The sequence below is a fragment of the Polymorphobacter megasporae genome (genome assembly GCF_018982885.2).
GTDB lineage: Bacteria > Pseudomonadota > Alphaproteobacteria > Sphingomonadales > Sphingomonadaceae > Polymorphobacter_B > Polymorphobacter_B megasporae.
In genome coordinates this window covers 1-20237 of record NZ_CP081850.1, presented here as the reverse complement: position 1 = coordinate 20237, position 20237 = coordinate 1, and the positions used below count along the sequence as shown (strand labels likewise).

The following is a 20237-nucleotide window of genomic DNA, read 5'->3' as shown; positions in this document are numbered from 1 at the left end:
GAAAAATCACAGTGGTTTCGCCTTGCCAACGAAACCCCGCTCGCGTCCAAGCCCGTCTCGCTGAACTGCAGCCCATATGGGCTGCTTTTACGAACGGAGCTACTGCGGGACGTACCGGCCAAGCACTAGAAATTGCTGTTTTCAGGGCTTTAATGGAGGCGGGAATCGATGTGTATGGGGGCTTCGCCAATCTCGACAGTCACGGCGACAGTACACTTTATAGTAAAACAGAGCTACAAACGTTCAATGGAGCTACCCTCGGCAAGCATGCTCTCGATTTTATCATTCGGATCGACAAGCACCATTGCGGCATCGAGGTTAAAAACACCCGGCCGTGGTTCTATGCCCACGATTCCGATCTTCGGGAGCTGATCCGCAAAGCGCTAACGCTTAACGTCCAACCCATCCTAATTGCGCGACGCATTCAATACGTCACGTTCCGCATCCTGGGGACCTGTGGCCTGATTATGCACGAAACTTATAACCAGCGAATGGCCGTGGCTGATGAAGCTCTCGCTGCGCAAGCTCGGCATAAAGACATGTTGGGTTATCACGACATTCGAACTGGAAATTTGCCCGACGCCCGGCTCCTGCATTTTTTCCGAAAGAATCTGCCCACGCTCCTTGATACGGCCCAGGAAAAGGTCGCGAAATACAGGGATCTACTTTGGGCTTTTGGCGCCGAGAAGATGCCGTACGATGAATTCTCAGCCCGCGTGCGCCGCCGAGAGCTAGGGCAGAATGAAGACAATGATTGGCCGGACAAGCCTGATCCCGAAAGCCTTGACCCACGTGAGTGAGGGCAGGGGCCTTACGGCCCCCACCCTCGGCAATGCTAGTCCAGATCAAAATAGCTGCGGAGAGAGCGGAACGTAGTATCGGTCACGGCATAGTGGCCATACCCGCGTTCGGCGTTCCCGCCGCTTCCCCAATCATCCCAAGTGAAGAGAAATGCATGTTTGTCTCCGGTAATGGTCCGGGTTCTCTTGGTGATGCGCCCCTGAAAGTGGGTGTAATTTTCGATCCCGGCCTCCAGGAGTAGATTGGCGACGATCACAGGGCCATGCTCGGCGATCACCTTGAGGCCGGCGACGGTCTGTTCGGCGCATCCTTCCATGAACTCCGCCACCTTGTCGGCGGTGAGGTCGACTACATCGTCCCATTCGAAACCCTCCGGGTGGTTCCGAGGGGGTATCGACGCGGACGTCGAACGGAGCAGGAATGCCATCAAATCTGCTCGCGTAGAGGGCTTGAGGCTTGTAACGTCTTTTTCAGTCAGCACGATCATCATTAATTTGTCCTTAGGGTGGTCGAGTTGCGGTTTGAGGCGGCGAACCTAGAACTTCGCTGCCTCAACATCGCATTTGGGCTTTTAGTTTGGCGTAGTCAAGCATTGTTCTGGCGCGCCCAAAATGATTTTGGTCGCGTCAAGCTTTGCTTCACTCTGGTTCTTCGGTCTATATGCGCGACGTTTAAAAGAATATCGGCTCAATCACAGCGAGGGGGCCGTGTCGCGCTAGCTCTTCCACGTGTTGACAGATGGTCGCCGGAGCCCCCAAATACGACTATGTCAACAAATCGTTCTACCAGCTTTACGATATCGAAGGGTTCCTCTGGCTCAAGCAAAGGTGTGTTCCGAGAGGTGTCAAGCTCTGGACATACGACTAAAGTAATGAATTCCGACTCATATTCTAAAGCGTCAGATAAAGCCAACAAGTCTTTGGCTAGTTCGGCTTTCTCTCAGGGTAACAATAAGAAGAAAAAGTAGCTCTATCGTGACGCATAATCCGGTCTTTACAAAACTAGTAAGTGATAGTGAAGACAAGCTTCTCGGAATGGTAGCTTACGGAATCTATAAGACTGCCAAAAGGGAGTGGATCTTAGCTTCAGAGCAGGCTACTGGCCATCCCCCTACCGCAGGTGAGATTTTGGCTTATGCCGCGACGTGGACACCCCAATTAATTCAGAATGCTACAGACGCCGCATCCTCGGCCTTAGCTGAGTTTGCTTTAACAGCAATAGATGATGCTCGCCCTGATATCTTAAAAGAGGCCTTAAAGGGTGGCACAGCAAGAACTGTGTTTTTGGGCATGGTGTCTGCTTTGCTCTATACTATTTTTCTGGTTCTAATTGTTATCGCTCTCAAGGCTTCCGGTGTTGATCTATTCTCAATTACTAAAGCCATTGGTAAGTGATCACAAGTTATCGATAGGCTTGAATTTGGAATTGCGGCAAGTCGCGACCGAGGGAACGTGGCCGGCCTCTGTACGTTTAACCGGATGACGTACCACCCGACAGCCCTTGAAATTGCCGTTTCGATGGCGATCTGAGAGTTAAGCAGGTGGAGGATTAACATGGCCAAAAATACGAATGAAGGTTTCCGCCGTGGCTCGGTCGATAACCGGACGCAGACGCAAGCGCCAAACGGCAATCACGTAAAACGCAACACCGACACGGGCCGTTTCATGGATCAGAAAGAAGGCGGCAAGCCCTTTAAAGGGGTCGCCAAAGAACCGGACGGGCGGCGGAAATAAGTGTTTTGGCCGGCCCGAGGCGATGTAGCGTCGCCTCGATAAATTTGATTCATATCTAAGCATCCGCTCTGTAGCATAATCTCGCCACTTCAATTTGCTCGAGCTCGGCTCTATAATTTGGATTGTTCGACTACTTTTTTGTCGGGGTCGCGGGTGCCGGCGCTGGTTGCCGCACAGGCGCTTGTGGGGCCGGAAGCACTCCGACTTTTGGCTCGGGGCTTCTTGAAGGAGCACGGGCGGGTGGTAATACTCCCTTCTCGATCTTTTCCTGATTATGTAAGAAAGGAGTAGTTTTAGTCATTGGCCTAACCACATTTGACGTGACGAAGATGAATAAGCTTATAAGTGCGACCGGAAAAGACCATAATGCACCGGCGTTCAAGAATGTTGCAAGTCCAGCTGACGGTTTTTTTTCATTATTTATAGCTTGCCGGCGTTGATCAATATATCGTGTCGTTGCTGCGAAACTCGCTGTAAGCGCTAATAACCCACCAACACTCGATATCCACCCGAGTATTAATACCGGAATTAAGATAGCAGTTCGTAGAGGCGAAACGCTTCCTATGAATGATATAGAGGCCGCGAACATTGCAATATGCGCCACAGCCAGGAATCCGTCTCGGGCAACTTCATTCTGCGCGTGTGCACTATTTAAGGCAGAAAGCTCATCTCGATACTCCTCTTCTGTCATCTGCGAGCCGCCTTATGAATACAATTCTTGAACAGCAAGATCGAACGTATTATCTCAACGATCTTTAGCATGGTGGTAAAAATAATGGCCCAAAAACCGTCATCTCCGCCTAACCCCAAGCTCGTTCAAGATGGTGTGCTGCCTCCCTCTCGAACTCCCGCTTTGAATGAAGGCGTGCTGCCGCCCGCACGCGCACCCGCTCTTGGATCACCTGCTGCCGTACCATCCGAAACAATCGCTTCCTCAGCATCAGACGTAAAAACCAGCCCTGCGCCGCCCGCTAAGTCCGCGTCTTAAAATCTAGATTGGGCATAACTAGTCCGGGTGACGGCCCGGCCCATTCCAGCCTTCGTGTTTTACTTGCTAGGTCCGGAGCGCTCGTTACGAATCGCTCGTCGTAGCGAAGATAAAGGGCGTCAAAGAACCGCTCGAGCCGTAACACACTATCGTGCGCCGGGTAGCTGGTTAGCAGCACCCCCCGATGGTCAGCCTGCATCTCGACCATGCCTAAGCCGATCGCCTCATAACGGCTTACGTCGTTGCGAATGCCCCGCCGCCCGACCAACTCGCGAAGCGCGTTGTGGAATCGCATGATCCCGGCCACAGGATCGCCGCCTCGGGTCATAGCAATGTCGTTGGCCGCCAGCTCGCGACCAGGTTCGCCGGTTTCAGCTTCCTCAGCTACAGCCTCGAGCACCTCGTCGGTGTGCCGGTTGGCGCGCAGCAGGACCATGTAGCCCAGCACCAGGGCGGGGTAGGTGATGTGCAGGTTGGTGCACTCGCCAATCGTCTCTTCCATGCGGTTGGTGAGATTACGGAAGGCACCCGTCACACCCTTGCACGATACCGCTAGCACGGGACCGATGCCCTCGCGCGTCACCACCACATCGACATTCTTGGTCTTCAATCCGCCAAGGATCGTGCGCTCTCCACCCCCGGCCTTTTCAGGCGCGTAGTGCAATATCGGTGGCTTGCCCGAACGGCGCTCCACACGGAACGGCGGTCGGGGCGTGATGTCGTCGGGGTCGAAGCCGCCCTCGAGCACTAACCGGCACGCGACGTACCAGTGGAGCGGCTTGATCTGGCCGGCGCTTTGCGTCGCGCCGGTGAAATCGGCGAACGCCTTCAATGCCTGCGCCTGGCTGGTCCACTGGCAGACGCTAGCCGCCATAGTGACGCCAGCGCTGCATGGTGGTGACACCCTCGGCAATTGTCGTAGCGTCGAGCTCGGGCGTGAGGGCAGGCGCGGGGAACAGCACCCGGCCGGCTTCGCGAGGTTCGATCTTCAACATGCCGCCGCCCAGCGCGTGGCCCTCGAGTTCGCAGCTCAGTTGGATGAACGGGGAGCCCCATGACGGCAGCAGCTTCGCGGCCAGCGCTTTGTCGCGAATACGAACGCCGTGAACAGTGTTGGTGCAGGTGACGCCGGCGCTGTTCCGAACCAGGCTGACACTGCGGCCCGACATGTAGGTCAGCACGAAATCGGGCACATTCACGTCTGGGACCGCATACCACGGCTCGCGCTTGCGGCATTTGTAAGCAGTGCGAGCGACCTGGCCGGCTTCGCTGTCGAGGTAGCGCCGGACCGCGGCCGGCACCTTGGTGCCGCGCTGCAAGCGGAGCAACAAGGCTGGCGCATCCGCCTTGCGCCAACTCTCAACGGTCTTGGGCGTAATCTGTCGCGCGGGAAGAACGCGGCTGTTGCGGACGCTGGGGTGGAGCAGGGCAGGGGGGATGCCCCAATGCTCGGCGTGCGACGGCCGCAAATGGAAGAAATCATTGTCGCCGCTGACGTAGCCAATGCCGACTTGGGCGATCTCCGAAAACCGGCGGCTGTCGCTGTGCGTGGCAGCAACGCGGTAGAGGTCGCGGATTGCCGACGGCAGCAGGAACGGTCGCAAGCGCCGATTCCACACACCCTGAAACTCGGCGATCGGCACGCGCTCTGCCTTCACCGGCGGACGCGCGCTCCAGGCAAAGCGGTCCTGTACCGTGAAGCGAATATGATCCGTGCTGCCCCCGAAGCCTTCTGTGTAGAGCAGCCAACAATCCTCGGAGAGGTCGGGAAACAGCTTTTCCCGGACAGCAACGACCTGCACCTGCGCGAAATTGGCGACCAGATAGTCAAGCAGCGGTGCAGCATAGGGTGCGTGGCCGATCTCGGCGGGGACGACAAACGCCATGCGACCGCCGGGCTTAAGCAGACTGGCGGTGGCGACCAGGAAGGGTGCCCATGACGAGCTAAGCCCGTTGAACTCGGCTCCATGTTTGCGGCACAGGCCGATCGCGCGGGCGCGAACATCGCCTTTGAAGGTCTGATACCGGATGAAGGGCGGGTTTCCGGCGGCGCAGTCGAAGCGTTCGGCCGTAGCTTCCGCCCACTGGAAAAAGTCGCCTTCGTGGACCAGTGCCCAAGGCGCGCGGACGATTGCCTGACCGGCGGCCTCGTCATCCTGCTCGATGCCGACACTGTTGCGATGTGCAGCGAGAAAACGCCCGTCGCCGCACGAGGGGTCGAGCATCCGTTCGTGCTCGCCTCGAACCGCCCAACTTACCAGAGCCTCAACGACGGCATCGCCGGTATAGTAGGCACCGGCATGCTTGCGAGAGAGGCGAGATGGGACTGTCACTATCGCCTCACTACAATCTCGAAATCATGGTGTCGTGCACCGATTGTGCTCCACCGTCAAAAAGAACATTAGCCGAACATTTTTGCAACCATGCCCTGAATATCTGTTACCGTTTCGGTATCGGGCGTTTGGGAGAGGGTTGGATATGGCTAAGAGTCCGTTTGAGAATGCTCACGGGTGGACGATCCGTCTTAGCATCAGGCTGCCGAGGGCGACGTGGATCATGGCTTCGGAGACATCGATCCGCTGTTCGTAATCGCGGACGAGGCGCTTCCATCGTGTCATCCAGCCAAAGGTGCGCTCGACCACCCATCGCCGCGGCAGCACTTTGAAGCCGGGCTCCTTGTCGGTGCGGCGGATGATCTCGAGGACGAAGTCCTGGTAGATGGCCGCGTCCATCAACTTGGTGCGGTCATAGGCGCCATCGGCGAACAGGTGCTTGAGCCAGGGCCACCGCTTGCGGATCGCGGCAACGATCGCCTGCGCGCCGGCGCTGTCGGAGATGTCCGCCGTCGTCAGGTTGATCATCAATAGCCGCCCGTCGGTGTCCACGGCAATGTGACGCTTGCGGCCGAGGACCTTCTTGCCGGCGTCGAACCCACGGCTTTGCGCTGCCGGAGCCTTGATCGACTGACTGTCGATCACTGCTGCACTCGGGCTTTGCTCACGACCCTCGCGTGCCCGGTCCAGCATCAGCGTGACGTCGTGGAGCGTGCGAAACAACAGCCGCCGCACAAGCCGCCGAAACCACCAATAGACCGTCTGCCATGGCGGAAAGTCGTTCGGCAGCATCCGCCAGCCGCCACCCGTCCGAGCAAGATAACGCAAGGCGTCAAGCACCGCGCGAAGATCCGTCGTCGGCTTACGCCCTCGTTTTGGCGCGGGTGGCAGAAACGGCTTGATAAACCGCCACTCCTCGTCCGTCAGATCGGTCGGGTAGCGCTTCGCTCGCTGCTCAAATCCAGCCATCCGGCCACGGCTCGCTCGGGTCCACATCCCAAGCTTGAATCACAACCGCGCCACCCCTTCAAGCCATTCTCAAACGGTCTCTAAGAACGAACAAACCGGCACGAAGGCGGGCAAGGCTGCGTCGAAAGTTCTAAAAGACGGCCGTACGGGCAAAGACTCGAAGACGGCAGCTGGATCAGCCCTGTCCCAGCGCCCCGATAAAAAGGCGAAGTGATCGAATGAGCACGGCGGCCGGCGGAGCGCGGGGATGAATTTTACGCACTACAATCTCGGTCATGTCGAGCGCGGCAACGTGGTGGAAGTCACTTTGCAGGGTAGCGCTGCGAATGTCCGCCTTATGGATGGCTCCAACTTCAGCAGTTATAAGGCCGGTCGTCAGCATCGTTATCACGGCGGATTGGCCAAAAGCTCCCCTGTTCGGTTACAGGTGCCGAGCTCGGGCTCGTGGCACGTGACAGTCGATATGCAGGGCCTGAAAGGCACAGTCCGGTCCGGGATTCGAGTAATCCCGGGCACGGCGCTCAGGCCGTTGCCGGCGATCAACGAGGCACCATTGCGCAGCGTCCCCACGCTGGTTCGAGATGCCGAAAGCGATCTCGCTCCCACAGTGGAGGCACCTGACGGCCGCACCTTCGACGTATTCATCTCCCATGCTTCGGAAGACAAAGACGATGTGGTCCGGCCGCTTGCGGAGGCGTTACACAATGCAGGACTCAGTGTCTGGTATGACGAATTCGAGTTGCGGATCGGTGACAGTCTTCGCCGCAAGATAGACCGTGGTTTAGCCAGCAGCCGTTTTGGAGTCGTAGTTCTATCGCAAGCGTTCTTTGGCCGCGGGTGGCCTGAGTACGAACTTGATGGATTGGTAACCCGGGCAGTGTCCGGTGATCAGATTTTGTTGCCAGTCTGGCATAATGTCAGCAAGCGAGAGGTGGTCGGCTATTCACCGTCCCTCGCTGATCGCCTTGCCAGGAGCACAGCAACTCATACCGTTGAGGAAATCGCCGCTGAGATTATCGATGTGATACGCAACCCGGCAATCGCCGCATAGCTATTGTTGCAGTTAATTAGCGTCCCTTTAAGTCCTCAAGCTCATCCTCAAGGGCGTGAATTCGGTTGTGATAAAGGCGGGTTTTTAGATCCACGATAGCCTGCGCAATTTCCATTGCTTCATTGTCGGAAAGTTTTGCGCATGTGGTGGGGACATAGCCCATGTGCTCATCAGACTTGTCAGCGGTAAGGCGATCTTTGATTACGGCGAATTCCGCTTCCCGCTCCAGGTCGGTAAAGCCGTGAGACATCAAGGTGTGCATGGCAGTCCATGCATATTCGAGACGTTTCTGAATCGGTGCTGCGCTGACGGCAAGGGCGTTTACAGCGTTGCCAAGCTTCTCGCGTTCATAATCTTCGGCCATAGCGAAATCCCAAGTCAGCTACATAAGTCTCGAAGCGCGTCGAACGAAAGCGGAGAAGCTTTCCCAGCCTTCACATGCGCGTCAAACTTCTCGTACATGCGCCTGTAACGCGGCAGCAACGTCTGCGAATGGCTATTCAAATTGATACCTTTGCGGCTGTCTTCGAACTCTCCTAGGTCTTCGATCATGGTGCGCGCAACGCCATAGTGGTCATCATTGTTTCCATCAAAGCCATCCCATTTAGTCCAGTGCCAGCCCTTGGCCTCATTCGCTTCTACCCCGGTAAGGCTCGCAATCGAGTGCTCGATTATACCCCACATCCATAAGATATTAGTAGTTTCTGAGACCACGTCATCTGAGGGCGCTTCACTATGAAATATCCCAGAGTATTTGCGCTTTAGTGCCCACCCATCATTATTAATCACCAGAGTTTTAACAAGCGCCGGATCAATTTCCTGGTCGAGCTTAAGGGCCTCCATCACCTCAGCCAACATTACGATGATGAGACGTTCTCCATCAGACATTTGCATTATTCTATCCCGCGTTTAGTGGGCTTCTACCATTCTTTGGCCGTTACAATCGAGTTCAGATTTGAGTCACGGTTGTGACACCTTAGACGATAATAGCGCTGCCTTCTGGCAACTGCCCGATAAAGCGGATCATTTGAGTTTGGAAAGATTTTACCTGATCAACGCAAGGCGCGCGTTCAGATACCAGCGATCACTGCACGTAAGATAGCCATGAGGGCTACCGGCAGCAGTACCGCGCCGAGCCCCTGCCCGACTGCTGCCCATACCTTTGCGTGACGCACATCCTGATCTTCAGGCCACCAGAGATTGATGATGAAGCCGATCGCAACGCCCAGCAGCGGCATGAACAACGGCACCGCAAGCGGCCGCTGAGCCTCAAGGGTATCCAATGAGAGCCAAGCCAGGGCGGCGGAGAGGAAGCCGCAAAACAATGCGAAGATTGCAGAGCGGTCTACATAGGAACTTTGTCCGTAGTAATTAGGCATCTCTCTGGTCTCCCTCGGCTAGAGCTTCGCGGAGGGTTTCCCAAACGACTGCCCTTTCCATCGCCGGCATCGCGAGGAAATTGGCTTTCCAGCGTTCCGCTTTCCGTTTCAGTGATTGACGATCGTTGGGGGTGGTGCCCGCCTTCATGGCGAGCCGCTTAGCTTCGAGTGGGCGAAGCGACCGCGCGAGGTCGGCGAGGGCCTGATCATATAAGCGGTTCAGTTCCGCGTGTTCAGCCGCGGTCGTCCATGTTCGAGTGCGCAGTTCCGCGAGTTTAGCGCTTGGATCATCAGCCACAGAGATCATCCTTTGAAGTGTCGTATTCGGCTATATATGTTGTCATATATGGCTATTTCAAGGGTTTTCCTCGAAATGCTACGCTGTGTCAGAACCCACCGGTTTTTGACACTCAGCGGCGTGTTTCAAGGGCGGCATAAAGTCATTATGGCAATGCTCTAGCGCGACATGCCCAGCCCGTGCGCCAGCGTCTGCACCTGGACGCGCGCCTGCTGCAGCCGCTGGGCCGGCACGCTTGCAAATGTACCGGCCAATGCCCGGTCGACGGTTCGGGAAAGCTGGGTGCCGCTGCTAACCCTGATCGGCCGCGTGACGGATTCCACGCCAAGCTGCTCGGCCACCTTCACGCGGTAGATCACCCTGTCGAACGACCTGATGCGATTGTCGACGCACCGGAGCTTGCGGTCGAGCGTGCGCGCCTGGGTCTTCATCGGCTCGATCACGCGCCGCGATTGCTCCAGCCGGTGCGAGACATAGGCGCGGCCCGTATCGCTGCGCAGCTAGTCCTCGCGCACCTTCACCGCCGCCCGCGCGCGCGCGACCTCGCGGCGCGCGGCGTCGATCGCGTGCATCCGGCGGGTCACCTCGGCCACCGGCGTGCCCGTCTCGGCCTGCCGCAGCGCGTATGAAATCTGCTCCTCGGTGTACCTGCTCTTCTTCACGGCCTACTCCTCCTCAAAGGTGGTCACACAGCCGGAAAACTCTCATTCAAACTGGAGGAAGAAAACGGGGGGGACGTCAACCTTGTCTTAGGTCGCCTTACCAAAGATCAGATTGCTAACTGAGGACCTATTCCGTCACAGCCCGTGGTCTGGCTGGACATCGGGTACGCGGCCGGCGGCCCGATCGACGACGTGGTCGACATCGCGAGCAGGTGCTCGAGCCACTCCCCGCTCAAGGTAGCGCTCGGGCACATTAGTCTGCTGGGTAGATGCTTCTGTCGCGGGCCCATCGTTACGCTGGGCCGACGATAATGGTGCCCGATCCGCCGCCACGGTCTTGCCGATCACTTCTAGTGCCGAGGTCTTGTCGCCGGCATTGCGCAAAACGCCCTGCTCGACCCTGCGTCCGTCGTCGACGATCAGCGCCACCTTGTCGGCGACCCGCGTTAGCGCGACGAGAAACGACCGCTCGCTGAGCAGCTTCCGCTCCGTCGACCGCAGCGCGAGAATGCCGTGGTCGGTGGTGACGCCCTGCGCGACGTGGACGTTGATCGCATAGGCGAGGTCGAGCTGCTCGAGCATGCGGTCGCCGGGCTTCAGTTGGTGCACCGTACCGTCGATGAGCGAGGAGGCAACCAGCCCGCCTTTGCCGACCTGCTCGACCCGCGCGAGGTCGGCGTTGTTGAGCCCCCGCTGCCGATCGGTGTCGGTCCAGCGGATCCGGTCGCCCGCGTGCAGCTCGACCTGCTTGACCTGGTAGATCGACACCGCGTCGTGCCGTAGGTTCTTCGCGAGGGCATCGGGCCGGAACAGCTTCTCGCCGCCGTCGCGCATCGCCAGACGAACCCGGTCGCCCTCGATGCCCGTCACCACGCCGCGGTCGCCGCGCGTAAACCCCTGGCTCGGCAGATTAGTGCGGATCTCGACGACTCGCCCGGGCTGATAGCCCTTCATCAGCCGCGCGCCTTCGCGTGTGACATTGACGCGGTCGAGCACGTCGACGCGGACGCCCGACGGCGCGATCTCGCCCGCCGCCTTCAACGCGGCCTGGACGGCGAGGTTGGCCTCGGCGCGCATCGCGCGACCGGCGGTGAGCAGCAATGTCGTGTCGCGTTCAGCTTTGGGCAGTGTCGCCCAGCGCGCGGCGGCGGCGGCTGCCACCTGCGCGCCCGGCACCTCGGTCATGGCGGGCTTCAGCAGGTCGAACACGGCGGGCAGGTCATTGCCATCGAGCGCCGCGACCACCGCCTTCATCGTGTCGGACCGGGACCGCAGGTTCTCGGTGATGTGTGCGGTCGCATGCCCGGCCCGCTGGCTGAGCTCGAATGGCTTGCCGGCGTCGATCGCGCCAAGCTGGCGCGCATCGCCGGTCTGGATCAGGCGTGCGGCCCCAGCGATGCCGGCAAGCCGGACGAGCCGCTCCATGTCGCGCGTACCGACCTGGCTCGCTTCCTCGACAATGATGACCGAGCCCTTGAGCTCGGTCATCACGCGCGCGACCTGCGCCGGCAGCGCGGTGCCGTCGATCACGCGCTCGTGCCGGGCAAGGAACCGGGCGATGGTGCTCGCCTCCGCGCCGGTTTCGCGTCCGAGTTCATTCGCCTTCTTGTTGGCGATCGCGAGCCCGATCACCGATCGTCCCTCGGCTTTGGCGATCGCCGTCACCGGCGCGAGTGCGGTCGACTTGCCGCGCCCCGGGCCACCCTGGACATTGACCACCAGATCCGACGACGACAGCATCAGCACTGCCGCCGCCTCCTGGCCGGGATTAAGGCGGCGCAAGCCGAGGTCGCGCGCCGCGTCCTGCGCGCGCTCCGCGGCTTCGCCCGCCGAGACGATCGGCGCCGAGTGGCCCCGACCCGCCTCGATCGCGGCGAGATAGCCTTTCTCGAGCCGGACCGCGCCGTCGGTGGTCAGCATGCGGTCGCCGTCGCCGAGCAGCAGTCCCTTGGCCTCCAGTAGCGCGAGCCGTGCCTCGACGTCGGCGACCGTCACCGGCCCGCCGCGCTCGAGCGCGGCGCGGGTGAGGTCGAGCCGGTCGAACGCCGCCTCGTTCTCAGCCAGCTCGCGCACAGCCGACGCGACCGCCTGCGCCGCGGCATAGGCGCGGGGGTCGAGGCGGCCGAGCCGCTCGGGCACCAGCGGATCGCCGTCGCGGGGTGTCAGCCCCATCCTGCTCGCGATCGCCAGCCCCCGTTCCCCTGCCCCGCGCACACCGCGCACGACCTGCGTCCACACGGTCTGCTCGCGGTCCGACCGGCCAAGCGCCGCCTCAACCAATCTTACCGGATCGAACCCCTTCGCCACCGCTACCGCCCGCCACGTGGCTCCACGGACCTCGAGCGCGACCTCCGGGGTCTTCGACCGGCGCGTGGCGAGCGCCGCCAGCTCGCGCTCGCGCGCCGTACCCTCTCTCCCCCGCGTCTCAAGATGGGCCCCGATCTCGGCCGAGCGGGTCGAGAATGCCTCGATCACCGCGCGCGGCACGCCGGCGATGTCGAACGCTCCGTCGCGCGGATTCTGCGCGGGAACGGTCGCGTAGCCGAGTGCCTCGACGCGGGCACGCAAGGTCGAGGCAAACACCGCCCCCATGGCGTGCTGGCGGTCGTATAGCGCGTCGGAACGCAGCGCCCGCCACTTGCCGTCGGCGGTCTGCGTCGCGTTGGCGATGACGGTGTGGACGTGCAGCTGCGGCTCGCCGTTGCGATTGACGTCGTGGAGGAAGGTCGCGGCGACAAACTTGCCTGTCCGCTCCGGCTCCTGATTGCGCCCGTTCCACACCCGCGCCTCGGCGATGTTGCGTTCTGCCCAGCTTATCGTCGCCGTGGCCGCCTCGCGGACCGCGCCGACCAATCGCGCATCGCCGCCGACCAGCGCGAGGATCGACAGCGACTTCGGCGCCGACATCGTCAGATCCCACCCAGGGCGATGCTCGCCACGTTTGGCGTCGAGCTGGCTGCCGTCGGGCAGCTCCCCGGCGAGGATATTCGCGAAGGCGGCGGCATCGACCGGGCCATCGAGCCCCAGCTCGGCCGCCCCTGCCCCGGCCCACGCGCTCGCGTCGTGCCCCTGATCGGCGGTGTAATAGTTGTCGCGGGCATAATAGCCCGCAGCGTCGCCGGCGGATCCAACGGCGCTGACCGAGATCACGGTCGCTTCGCCTTGTGCGTCGCATGAGAGGCGGTCTTCTGGATCGCTTTGAGGCCTGCCTTGGCAGTTACCGGGGTCTTCCCGGATACCGACGTCCCTTGGTGGTCACGCGGCACTTGGCAGCCGTCGCTCCCGAAGCGGTTGTTGACGAGGCGGCAGAACCCGGCGTCACCCACTACCAATCGATCGGCAAGCGGGATACCGATGCCGGGAAACGCCATCTCCACCGCCGTCAGCGGGAAGACGGCCAACCCCATCATCACCACAGTCCAGAGGACGACGAACGCAGTCGACCAAAACCGGTCGTCGCCGAGTATCAGACCGGTCACGTGTCGCGGCTGTTCCTCCAGCCGCTCGATCGCGGTCGTATTAGCTTCGAGCGCTGCGGTAAGCTCACGCTGCCCGGCGTCGATCGTGTCAAGGCGCGGCTGCTTGTCGATCCGCTCGGCCATGGCGAGCATTTCCTGCCGGATCGGGTTCAGGCTCTTGGATATCCGCGCCGGCAAGTCGGCAATGATTTCACCCTGGACCTGGGTCCGCATCTGCTGGTTGTCGCGCTCCTGCTTGCGGACGTCGGCCTCGTGCTTCGCCCAGACAGTCGCGATGCGATCGATCTCCATCACGCCGCGCTCGAGCGTTGCCTGCATCGCGATCATGTCGCCGGGTCCCAGCGTGGCCGGTTGCTCGAAGCTCACTCGTCCTTCCCGCCGGGCTGCGAGCGCTTCGGTGAAGATGTCCCGGGCGAGCTTGCCTCGCTCGACGCCAAGCTCGCTGGCCCACCGATCGAACTCGGCATCGTGCTCGGCGGCTAGTCGGATATTGAGCTGCGAACTAGCCACTGCGTCTTCGACCTCCCTACCGCTCCTGCTAGCGCCCGCTATTTCAAGATGACATTATGTGGCCTTAAGCTCTGAATGGGAAGACATGTTTACATCTTGTAACATTAGATGATCGGGACATCTTCCATAGGCGAGCGGATCAAGGCGGTGCGTCGGCGGGCGGGGCTTGGGCAGGAAGCCTTCGCCGCCTCGCTCGGCTATTCCAGAAGGTCGCTCAATGCGTGGGAGACCGGCGCAGCCGAACCTCCGGTGGTCATCCTGCCGAAGCTCCGACGCGATTATGACGTCGATCCCGAGTGGATCGTCATGGGCGAGGATACGACGCCGCAGGCCTATTACGGTCCGGCCGACTGGGACCGGCTCGACCGGCTGCTCGGCGACGTCGATGCGGTCTGCCAGGATGTCGGTCTCGATCTGCCACCGGATCGACGCGAGGCGCTCGGCCGCGTCCTATACGACGGCGGTGCCGACGCTGGTCAGGCGACCCGCAGGCAAATGCGTGGTACACTGCTCGCGCTTTCGCTGGGGAAATGACATGGCGTTGACGACTGCTGAAGGATTGGCCGACTGGGCTGCCGGCACAGCGCGCGCCGGGTTTCGTCGCCGCAACTGGCCGGTCGTACGCCGGCTCGCCGCGGCGACCGTCACCTTGCTGCTGGCCGGCCTGCCGGCGGAATATTTCGCAGGATCACCCGGACTGGCGGCTGCTTGCTGGGCGGGTGCCGCCGTCGCTGGAACGGCGATGCTCGTCTGGTTCGTTGATCGTCGCCGGTTCGTCGAGAAGACGCCTGTACCCCGCTAGTGGACTGATTCTAACGTTTGGTGCCCGCGTCTGACGGCGGCGATGATTTCGTTTGGATCGGCGCGCCAGACGAAGGGACGCGGTTCCTGATTGTGCTCCTTGATGAAGCGGTTGATGGCGGCCTGGAGGTCGACGACGGAGCAGAAGACGCCATTCTTCAGGCGCCGGCGGGTCAGCTTGGCAAAGAAGCCCTCTACGGCGTTGAGCCACGAACACGACGTCGGCACGAAGTGGAACGTCCAGCGCGGATGCCGGCCGAGCCAGGCGCGGACCTTGGGCTGTTTGTGTGTGGCGTAATTGTCGAGGATGACGTGGACGGCCTTGTCGGCGGGCAACTCGGCCTCGACGGCGTTCAGGAAGCGGATGAACTCCTGGTGCCGATGGCGCTGCATGTTGCGCCCGATCACCGAGCCGTCGAGCACGTTCAGCGCCGCGAACAAGGTCGTCGTCCCGTTGCGCTTGTAGTCGTGGGTCATGGTCGCACCGCGGCCGCGCTTGAGCGGCAGCCCCGGCTGGGTACGGTCGAGCGCCTGGATCTGGCTCTTCTCGTCCACCGACAGCACGATCGCGTGTGCCGGCGGCGAGACATAGAGGCCGACCACGTCGTGCAGCTTCTCGGCAAACGCCTTGTCGTTGGACAGCTTGAAGCTCCGCCAGCGGTGCGGTGCCAGGCCATGGTCGTGCCAGATCTTCACAACCGAGGACGCAGCGATGCCGACCGCCTTGGCCATCGCACGGACCGTCCAGTGCGTCGCTTCATGGTCGGGGCGTTCAAGGGTCAGGGCCACGATCCTGTCGACGAGCCCCGCCTCGAGCGGAGCGATGCCCGGCGGGCGGGTCTTGTCGCGCAGCAAACCATCGACACCTTGGGCCATGAAGCGTTCCTGCCAGCGCCACACGCAGGTCTTCGACTTGCCGGCCGCCGCCATGATCGCGAGCGTTCCCAGCCCTTGATCCGTGAGCAGAATGATCCGTGCACGCCAGACATGCTTCTGCGGCGAACCCCGCGCCGAGACAATCGCTTCAAGCCGAGCCCTGTCTGAGGCCGTGACCTCGATCCTGATACCAGTGCGCATCCAACAACGTCGCACGTCCGACCGGCGCCGGGAATCCCCAACAGGACTCGTCCGTCTCGTTCAATCCACTAGTGAGGTGATCTTTCGGTCGAAGCAGCCGCGCCGACTGACGACGCGACCGGCGTCGGTCAAGCCCGAACAGGGTCGCCGGACGCATCGTCGCTGAGGCTACCATGTCACTGCGCCGCGCCCGCGCCGGGTCAGTAAATGAGGCCATCGAGATCGAGGGCGGCGCCTCGGTCGGCCCATGCCTGAGGGCCTGTAGCATTGTAGCACCCGCGTAGCACGTCACGAACCAGCTTTGGTGAGCTTCGCGACGATCCTGCTACGCTGCTACACGATTGTTTTAGCTTATCTTTTCCTCCGCGCCCTACCTGCTATCCATAGCGTGGTGTGTGCCCCTCGACTTCCACCGCCTTGGCTATCCCTGCTCGGATCGTAACCGGGCGATCTTGCGATTTGTCCCGATGGCGTCGCCGGCGGCGTCATCGCCTGATGACGATTTCTGGATCACGTCAGCTTCAGCGCTTTGTTCCAGTACGAGCGCTCATGGGGTCTGACTTGACTGGTCGTCTGCCGTTAGAGGCGCGCTACCGTTAATCCGTGTCCAAATAATCTACCGCCGAAATGGGCATGCGTTGCATCGCGAAGGCAGTTCGTTACGGTCGACGTGCAACTCACGAGGGGAAGAGCGATGGCGAAGACGGAAACCCAGGCGACGGCGAAGGCGGGCGCTGCGGCACCGGCCAAGGCCCCGGCGAAAACCAAGGTGGCAACGCCCCGTAAAGCAACCGGCGGCCTGACTACGCCGATGCAGCCGTCGGCCGAGCTCGCCGCGATCGTCGGCGCGAAGCCGCTCGCGCGGAGCGAGATCGTCAAGGCGATGTGGGTCTACATCAAGGCGCACAACCTTCAGGACGCGACTGACAAGCGGACGATCAACGCCGACAAGGCGCTGGCCAAGGTATTCGGCAAGCCGTCCGCCACGATGTTCGAAATGAACAAGCTGATCACCGGACACCTAAACGCGGTGCCCGCGCCCGCCTGAGGTGCCACATCGAGACTGATCAACGACGATACAGGCGTGGCAGGAAGCCTGTCGCTGTAGTGACGCAAATGATGATCAGTCGGACGCGATATTATCGGCATATTCGGTGCACGGACGCTGGACCATATGAAATTGAAGCGCCTTGACTGGGACATATCGAAACTTACTTCCACGATCGAGTTTCGGGAGGCTGAAAGCGGACGGCGGTTTTTGGGAGATTGGAGGCAAGATCCCCGCTCGCTCTGCCGTGACATTTCGGTGCCTCGAAACGAGGGGTTTACGTGAGACGGGTATTTCCGCTCTGAGACCCTGTTATGGTCATCGTACGACTGCTAACATCGCCCAGAAGCAGACGAATCAACATGTCTTTTTCGGCCTACGTCATTTGCGCGACGCCTCGATCAGGCAGTACGCTCTTATGCGATCTGCTGACCTCGAGCGGAGTTGCCGGTCAACCGAACTCATACCTTCGGTCCGAGGATATCGACTACTGGGCTGAAGTTTGGGGCGTTAGCGAACCTAAAACCGCTGCCGATCCAGCATTCAACCGAGCCTATCTCTCAGCCATGATTCGCGCGGGAACAGCTGATACTGGCATCTTTGGCCTTCGGTTGATGTGGCGGAGCGTCAACGAAGCAATCGAACGGCTGAGGACGGGATTGGGCGGTACGGCCGATCTGCGAACGCTGCTCGAACAAGAGATCGGTCCAACGCTTTTTATTCATTTGTCGAGGAGGAAGAAGACAGCGCAGGCCGTTTCCCTGGTCCGTGCCAAACAGACCGGTCTGTGGCACGTTGCTGCTGACGGGTCGGAACGCGAGAGAATCGCACCAGTGAGACCGCCTGTTTTCGACCCTAGCCAGATCGACCAAGCATACGCCATGCTGAGGGCCGACGATGAGAGCTGGGTCTCGTTCTTCGATCAAAGTGGGATCGAGCCAATGCACCTCTTCTACGAGGACCTCGCGGCTCAACCTCAAAAAGTGCTTGCTGATACTCTGATTGCCATCGACCGCGACCCATCCCTGGCTGCCACGATCATCGTTCAAACAGCAAAGATGGCGGATGATATGAGCTTGGATTGGACGAAACAGGTGCAACGGAATTACCGCTTTTGACAATCTCGTGCCAAGAGCCGCCTGTCGCATAGTCAGCATGGAACGCGGCATAGCTGCCGTTCGACAAGCTGCGGATCCGATGGCTGCTTCTGACCCCGAGGCGGCCATAAGCAGCTCTCATATACATCGAAAGCGGACACGGCGCTGAGCCTTAATCAGACTTCCCAATCGGATTTGTAAGGGCGATTCCGCAACCGGTCCGCCAACACCAACTTGACCTCCAGAGTCTTGCGAAGGCGGTCAACGAGCTTCTCATGTGGTTCTTCCCGTTGCGACCAATCACGCTCGGTTGCGTACACAACGTAAGGGTTCACGATACATTTGAAATCGAGCATCATCGACAAGGCGGTTGTTCCGTAGGCCATATAGCTATGGGGCAGGCCACCCGAGCACACGAAGGTCACCACCTTGTCAAACCAAGCTGATCTTCGCCCACGGTCACCAGTAGCGCCGGTCATCTCGATTAGATTTTTAGCCGTGCTACTTAGTGCCCAGTTATAGACAGGTGATGCGATAACGATCCCGTCGGCAAGCTGAATCGCAGAGTGCAGCAGCTCGTAGCGGGGATCATCAAATGCCAGATCGTTATCGAACGGTGGCAATCCGTTAAGGTCGCGAAGATCGACCAGACTAGCATCGTGCCCAGACTGATTGATCATTGATGCCGACGCCATAGCAAGCCGGCGGCTGCGGCTGTTCGGGTCGAGGCTGCAGCTTATGACCGTGATCTTCATCTCAGTGTCTGTAATCGCCAATCGACAGGCTGGCACGTCTGGTTCGGCAAAAACGACACCAGAAAGCAGACGGACGGCTTGCTACCCGCAAGCCGCCGTCCGCGCGCGTCCCCTAAAAGGCAATATTCCTGTTTCGTCCCGCCTAGCGTTGTTTATCTCACAATGGTTGCGCTGCTCTCGGCTACGGTGCTGATGGCGCGTTATCGCATGGTACCGGCGGCTGGATAAGCCGTAGCCGGTCGACTGGCAGCCACACCGCCGGTCCCTGGTTCGGCTGAACCAGCGCCACTTGCTGACGGACCTCGACCAGCAGGCCGGCGGTGGTCATCGCGCCCTCGCGCAGCGCGGCTCGCTGGTTATCGCGACAGTTCAGCATGTGGGAGATGGAGAGGCTTGCTGCTTGCCGTGCCTTTCGAAGCGATGCCGCCTCGGCCGTATAGCCGATGACGGTCGTCAGCGCTTCGTATCGCGAACGCTTGTCGCCGAGCAGCCGGGTGATTTTATCTTGCGGCTGGCGGTCGACGCTGGCGCCGAAGTCCTCGACGTGGACTTCGACACCGCTGAGATTGCTCCCTGTCCGGCAACTATGGATCGCCTCGAACGGTCCGGCATAGTGAACACCTTCTAATGCTGCGATGGCATCCTGGTCGGTTTTGGCATCATATGTGCCGCTCGCAGCATCGCATACGGTATGCAGCGCCTGATCGACCTCGCGGGCAGCCGACCCGGGATCGTTGGCGAACCGGTGGATCGGCCGACAGATAGTCGCGCCGATCTGCAGACATCCGGAAACGAACATACTCTCGTGCTGCGCAACGGAGTAGATCCGATATGACGGTACACCGTCGATCGCTGCCTTGACCGGATCGACCGTCAGCGGCTCGCCCCGAGCTTGTACAACCGCCGCGAACAAGCCGAGAAAAACAATGATCAATACTCGCATCGGTGCGCCTCCTTGATCTGGAGGCGGTGTCCGGCTTTCGAGCCGGACGTTGGTAACCTGGCTGATGCACAGGCGCCGCCACCTTTAGGCGAGCCCTGGACATGCGCGACGGCCATCCGGCCATGCACATCGTGCAAAGCCAGCCATCAATCAGGGGTTACCACGCCCCGCAGCCGGGATTTACCGGACCGCAGACCGAGAATGTGCCGTTCAACCATTGAGCGCAATACCAATCGACTGCTCTGACCGGACCTCGGGCGATGCATGCTGAAATTGCGATTTACAGCACATATCCCGCGGTACCATTCGGTTC

Annotated in this window: 22 protein-coding genes and 1 pseudogene; 8 read left to right on the top strand and 15 right to left on the bottom strand. The window is 60.3% G+C overall.

The features are described from left to right. Positions 1-152 precede the first annotated feature (152 nt). The gene (locus tag KTC28_RS22490; RefSeq protein WP_216711387.1) at positions 153-800 is read left to right on the top strand and encodes a hypothetical protein; all 648 of its coding nucleotides are present in this window, start codon (positions 153-155) and stop codon (positions 798-800) included. Between the two features lie 35 nt (positions 801-835). On the opposite strand, the gene KTC28_RS22485 is transcribed toward KTC28_RS22490, so the two are convergent. Then, positions 836-1291, bottom strand: a complete 456-nt coding sequence (locus tag KTC28_RS22485) for a hypothetical protein (protein ID WP_216711388.1) — start codon at positions 1289-1291, stop codon at positions 836-838. A 484-nt stretch (positions 1292-1775) separates the two neighbouring features. Here KTC28_RS22485 and KTC28_RS22480 point away from each other — a divergent pair, with 484 nt between their 5' ends. Further along, the gene (locus KTC28_RS22480) at positions 1776-2195 is read left to right on the top strand and encodes a hypothetical protein (RefSeq protein WP_216711389.1); all 420 of its coding nucleotides are present in this window, start codon (positions 1776-1778) and stop codon (positions 2193-2195) included. A gap of 159 nt (positions 2196-2354) precedes the next feature. Continuing rightward, positions 2355-2534: a hypothetical protein gene (locus KTC28_RS22475; protein ID WP_216711390.1), complete on the top strand. Its 180-nt coding sequence runs from the start codon at positions 2355-2357 to the stop codon at positions 2532-2534. Between the two features lie 971 nt (positions 2535-3505). Here KTC28_RS22475 and KTC28_RS22470 read toward each other — a convergent pair. The 3 genes from KTC28_RS22470 to KTC28_RS22460 all read right to left on the bottom strand — a co-directional run bounded on the left by KTC28_RS22470 (position 3506) and on the right by KTC28_RS22460 (position 6851). Next, positions 3506-4396 (bottom strand): hypothetical protein, encoded by an 891-nt coding sequence (locus tag KTC28_RS22470; RefSeq protein ID WP_216711391.1) that lies wholly within the window; start codon positions 4394-4396, stop codon positions 3506-3508. After that, on the bottom strand, positions 4386-5855 hold the full coding sequence (locus tag KTC28_RS22465; protein ID WP_216711392.1) for an Eco57I restriction-modification methylase domain-containing protein: 1470 nt from the start codon (positions 5853-5855) through the stop codon (positions 4386-4388). The genes KTC28_RS22470 and KTC28_RS22465 overlap by 11 nt, the downstream gene beginning before the upstream one ends. Positions 5856-6026: 171 nt before the next feature. After that, positions 6027-6851 (bottom strand): IS5 family transposase, encoded by an 825-nt coding sequence (locus KTC28_RS22460; protein ID WP_223132315.1) that lies wholly within the window; start codon positions 6849-6851, stop codon positions 6027-6029. 220 nt (positions 6852-7071) lie between these two features. On the opposite strand from KTC28_RS22460, the gene KTC28_RS22455 reads away from it, so the two are divergent. After that, positions 7072-7875 carry a DUF1883 domain-containing protein gene (locus KTC28_RS22455; RefSeq protein ID WP_216711635.1) on the top strand — a complete coding sequence of 268 codons (804 nt, stop codon included), beginning with the start codon at positions 7072-7074 and terminating at the stop codon, positions 7873-7875. A 16-nt stretch (positions 7876-7891) separates the two neighbouring features. On the opposite strand, the gene KTC28_RS22450 is transcribed toward KTC28_RS22455, so the two are convergent. The 8 genes and pseudogenes from KTC28_RS22450 to KTC28_RS22415 form a co-directional block, all read right to left on the bottom strand. Next, positions 7892-8239: a hypothetical protein gene (locus KTC28_RS22450; RefSeq protein WP_216711634.1), complete on the bottom strand. Its 348-nt coding sequence runs from the start codon at positions 8237-8239 to the stop codon at positions 7892-7894. Positions 8240-8253: 14 nt separating this feature from the next. Beyond that, the gene (locus KTC28_RS22445; RefSeq protein ID WP_216711633.1) at positions 8254-8769 is read right to left on the bottom strand and encodes a YfbU family protein; all 516 of its coding nucleotides are present in this window, start codon (positions 8767-8769) and stop codon (positions 8254-8256) included. Positions 8770-8945: 176 nt separating this feature from the next. Beyond that, the gene (locus tag KTC28_RS22440; RefSeq protein WP_216711632.1) at positions 8946-9254 is read right to left on the bottom strand and encodes a hypothetical protein; all 309 of its coding nucleotides are present in this window, start codon (positions 9252-9254) and stop codon (positions 8946-8948) included. After that, a complete protein-coding gene (locus tag KTC28_RS22435) occupies positions 9247-9552 on the bottom strand; it encodes a hypothetical protein (RefSeq protein WP_216711631.1) in 306 nt (101 codons plus the stop codon). The genes KTC28_RS22440 and KTC28_RS22435 overlap by 8 nt, the downstream gene beginning before the upstream one ends. Positions 9553-9710: 158 nt before the next feature. Next, positions 9711-9995, bottom strand: a complete 285-nt coding sequence (locus KTC28_RS22430) for a hypothetical protein (RefSeq protein WP_216711630.1) — start codon at positions 9993-9995, stop codon at positions 9711-9713. A gap of 111 nt (positions 9996-10106) precedes the next feature. Continuing rightward, positions 10107-10214, bottom strand: a pseudogene (locus KTC28_RS22425) (transposase); the annotation flags it as partial. A gap of 135 nt (positions 10215-10349) precedes the next feature. Beyond that, the gene (mobF, locus tag KTC28_RS22420; protein ID WP_216711629.1) at positions 10350-13364 is read right to left on the bottom strand and encodes a MobF family relaxase; all 3015 of its coding nucleotides are present in this window, start codon (positions 13362-13364) and stop codon (positions 10350-10352) included. Next, a complete protein-coding gene (locus tag KTC28_RS22415; protein ID WP_216711628.1) occupies positions 13361-14203 on the bottom strand; it encodes a hypothetical protein in 843 nt (280 codons plus the stop codon). Before KTC28_RS22415 ends, mobF begins: the two co-directional genes overlap by 4 nt. A 108-nt stretch (positions 14204-14311) precedes the next feature. On the opposite strand from KTC28_RS22415, the gene KTC28_RS22410 reads away from it, so the two are divergent. Both KTC28_RS22410 and KTC28_RS22405 read left to right on the top strand, forming a co-directional pair. Further along, a complete protein-coding gene (locus KTC28_RS22410) occupies positions 14312-14737 on the top strand; it encodes a helix-turn-helix domain-containing protein (protein WP_216711627.1) in 426 nt (141 codons plus the stop codon). Between the two features lies 1 nt (position 14738). Beyond that, entirely contained in the window at positions 14739-15005 is a 267-nt protein-coding gene (locus KTC28_RS22405; RefSeq protein ID WP_216711626.1) for a hypothetical protein, read from the top strand. On the opposite strand, the gene KTC28_RS22400 is transcribed toward KTC28_RS22405, so the two are convergent. Continuing rightward, positions 15002-16081, bottom strand: coding sequence for an IS630 family transposase (locus KTC28_RS22400; RefSeq protein ID WP_216711703.1), 1080 nt, complete (start codon positions 16079-16081; stop codon positions 15002-15004). The two genes, KTC28_RS22405 and KTC28_RS22400, sit on opposite strands and share 4 nt — an antisense overlap. Before the next feature lie 694 nt (positions 16082-16775). Here KTC28_RS22400 and KTC28_RS22395 point away from each other — a divergent pair. Both KTC28_RS22395 and KTC28_RS22390 read left to right on the top strand, forming a co-directional pair. After that, positions 16776-17129 (top strand): SWIB/MDM2 domain-containing protein, encoded by a 354-nt coding sequence (locus tag KTC28_RS22395; protein ID WP_216711368.1) that lies wholly within the window; start codon positions 16776-16778, stop codon positions 17127-17129. 362 nt (positions 17130-17491) lie between these two features. Then, complete coding sequence (locus tag KTC28_RS22390) at positions 17492-18247, top strand: Stf0 family sulfotransferase (protein WP_216711369.1); 756 nt, start codon at positions 17492-17494, stop codon at positions 18245-18247. Positions 18248-18402: 155 nt separating this feature from the next. Here the strand turns inward: KTC28_RS22390 and KTC28_RS22385 are convergent, their stop codons facing one another. Both KTC28_RS22385 and KTC28_RS22380 read right to left on the bottom strand, forming a co-directional pair. Then, positions 18403-18981 (bottom strand): NADPH-dependent FMN reductase, encoded by a 579-nt coding sequence (locus tag KTC28_RS22385; RefSeq protein ID WP_216711370.1) that lies wholly within the window; start codon positions 18979-18981, stop codon positions 18403-18405. Positions 18982-19162: 181 nt separating this feature from the next. Beyond that, positions 19163-19924, bottom strand: a complete 762-nt coding sequence (locus KTC28_RS22380; RefSeq protein ID WP_216711371.1) for a hypothetical protein — start codon at positions 19922-19924, stop codon at positions 19163-19165. Between the last annotated feature and the right edge of the window lie 313 nt (positions 19925-20237).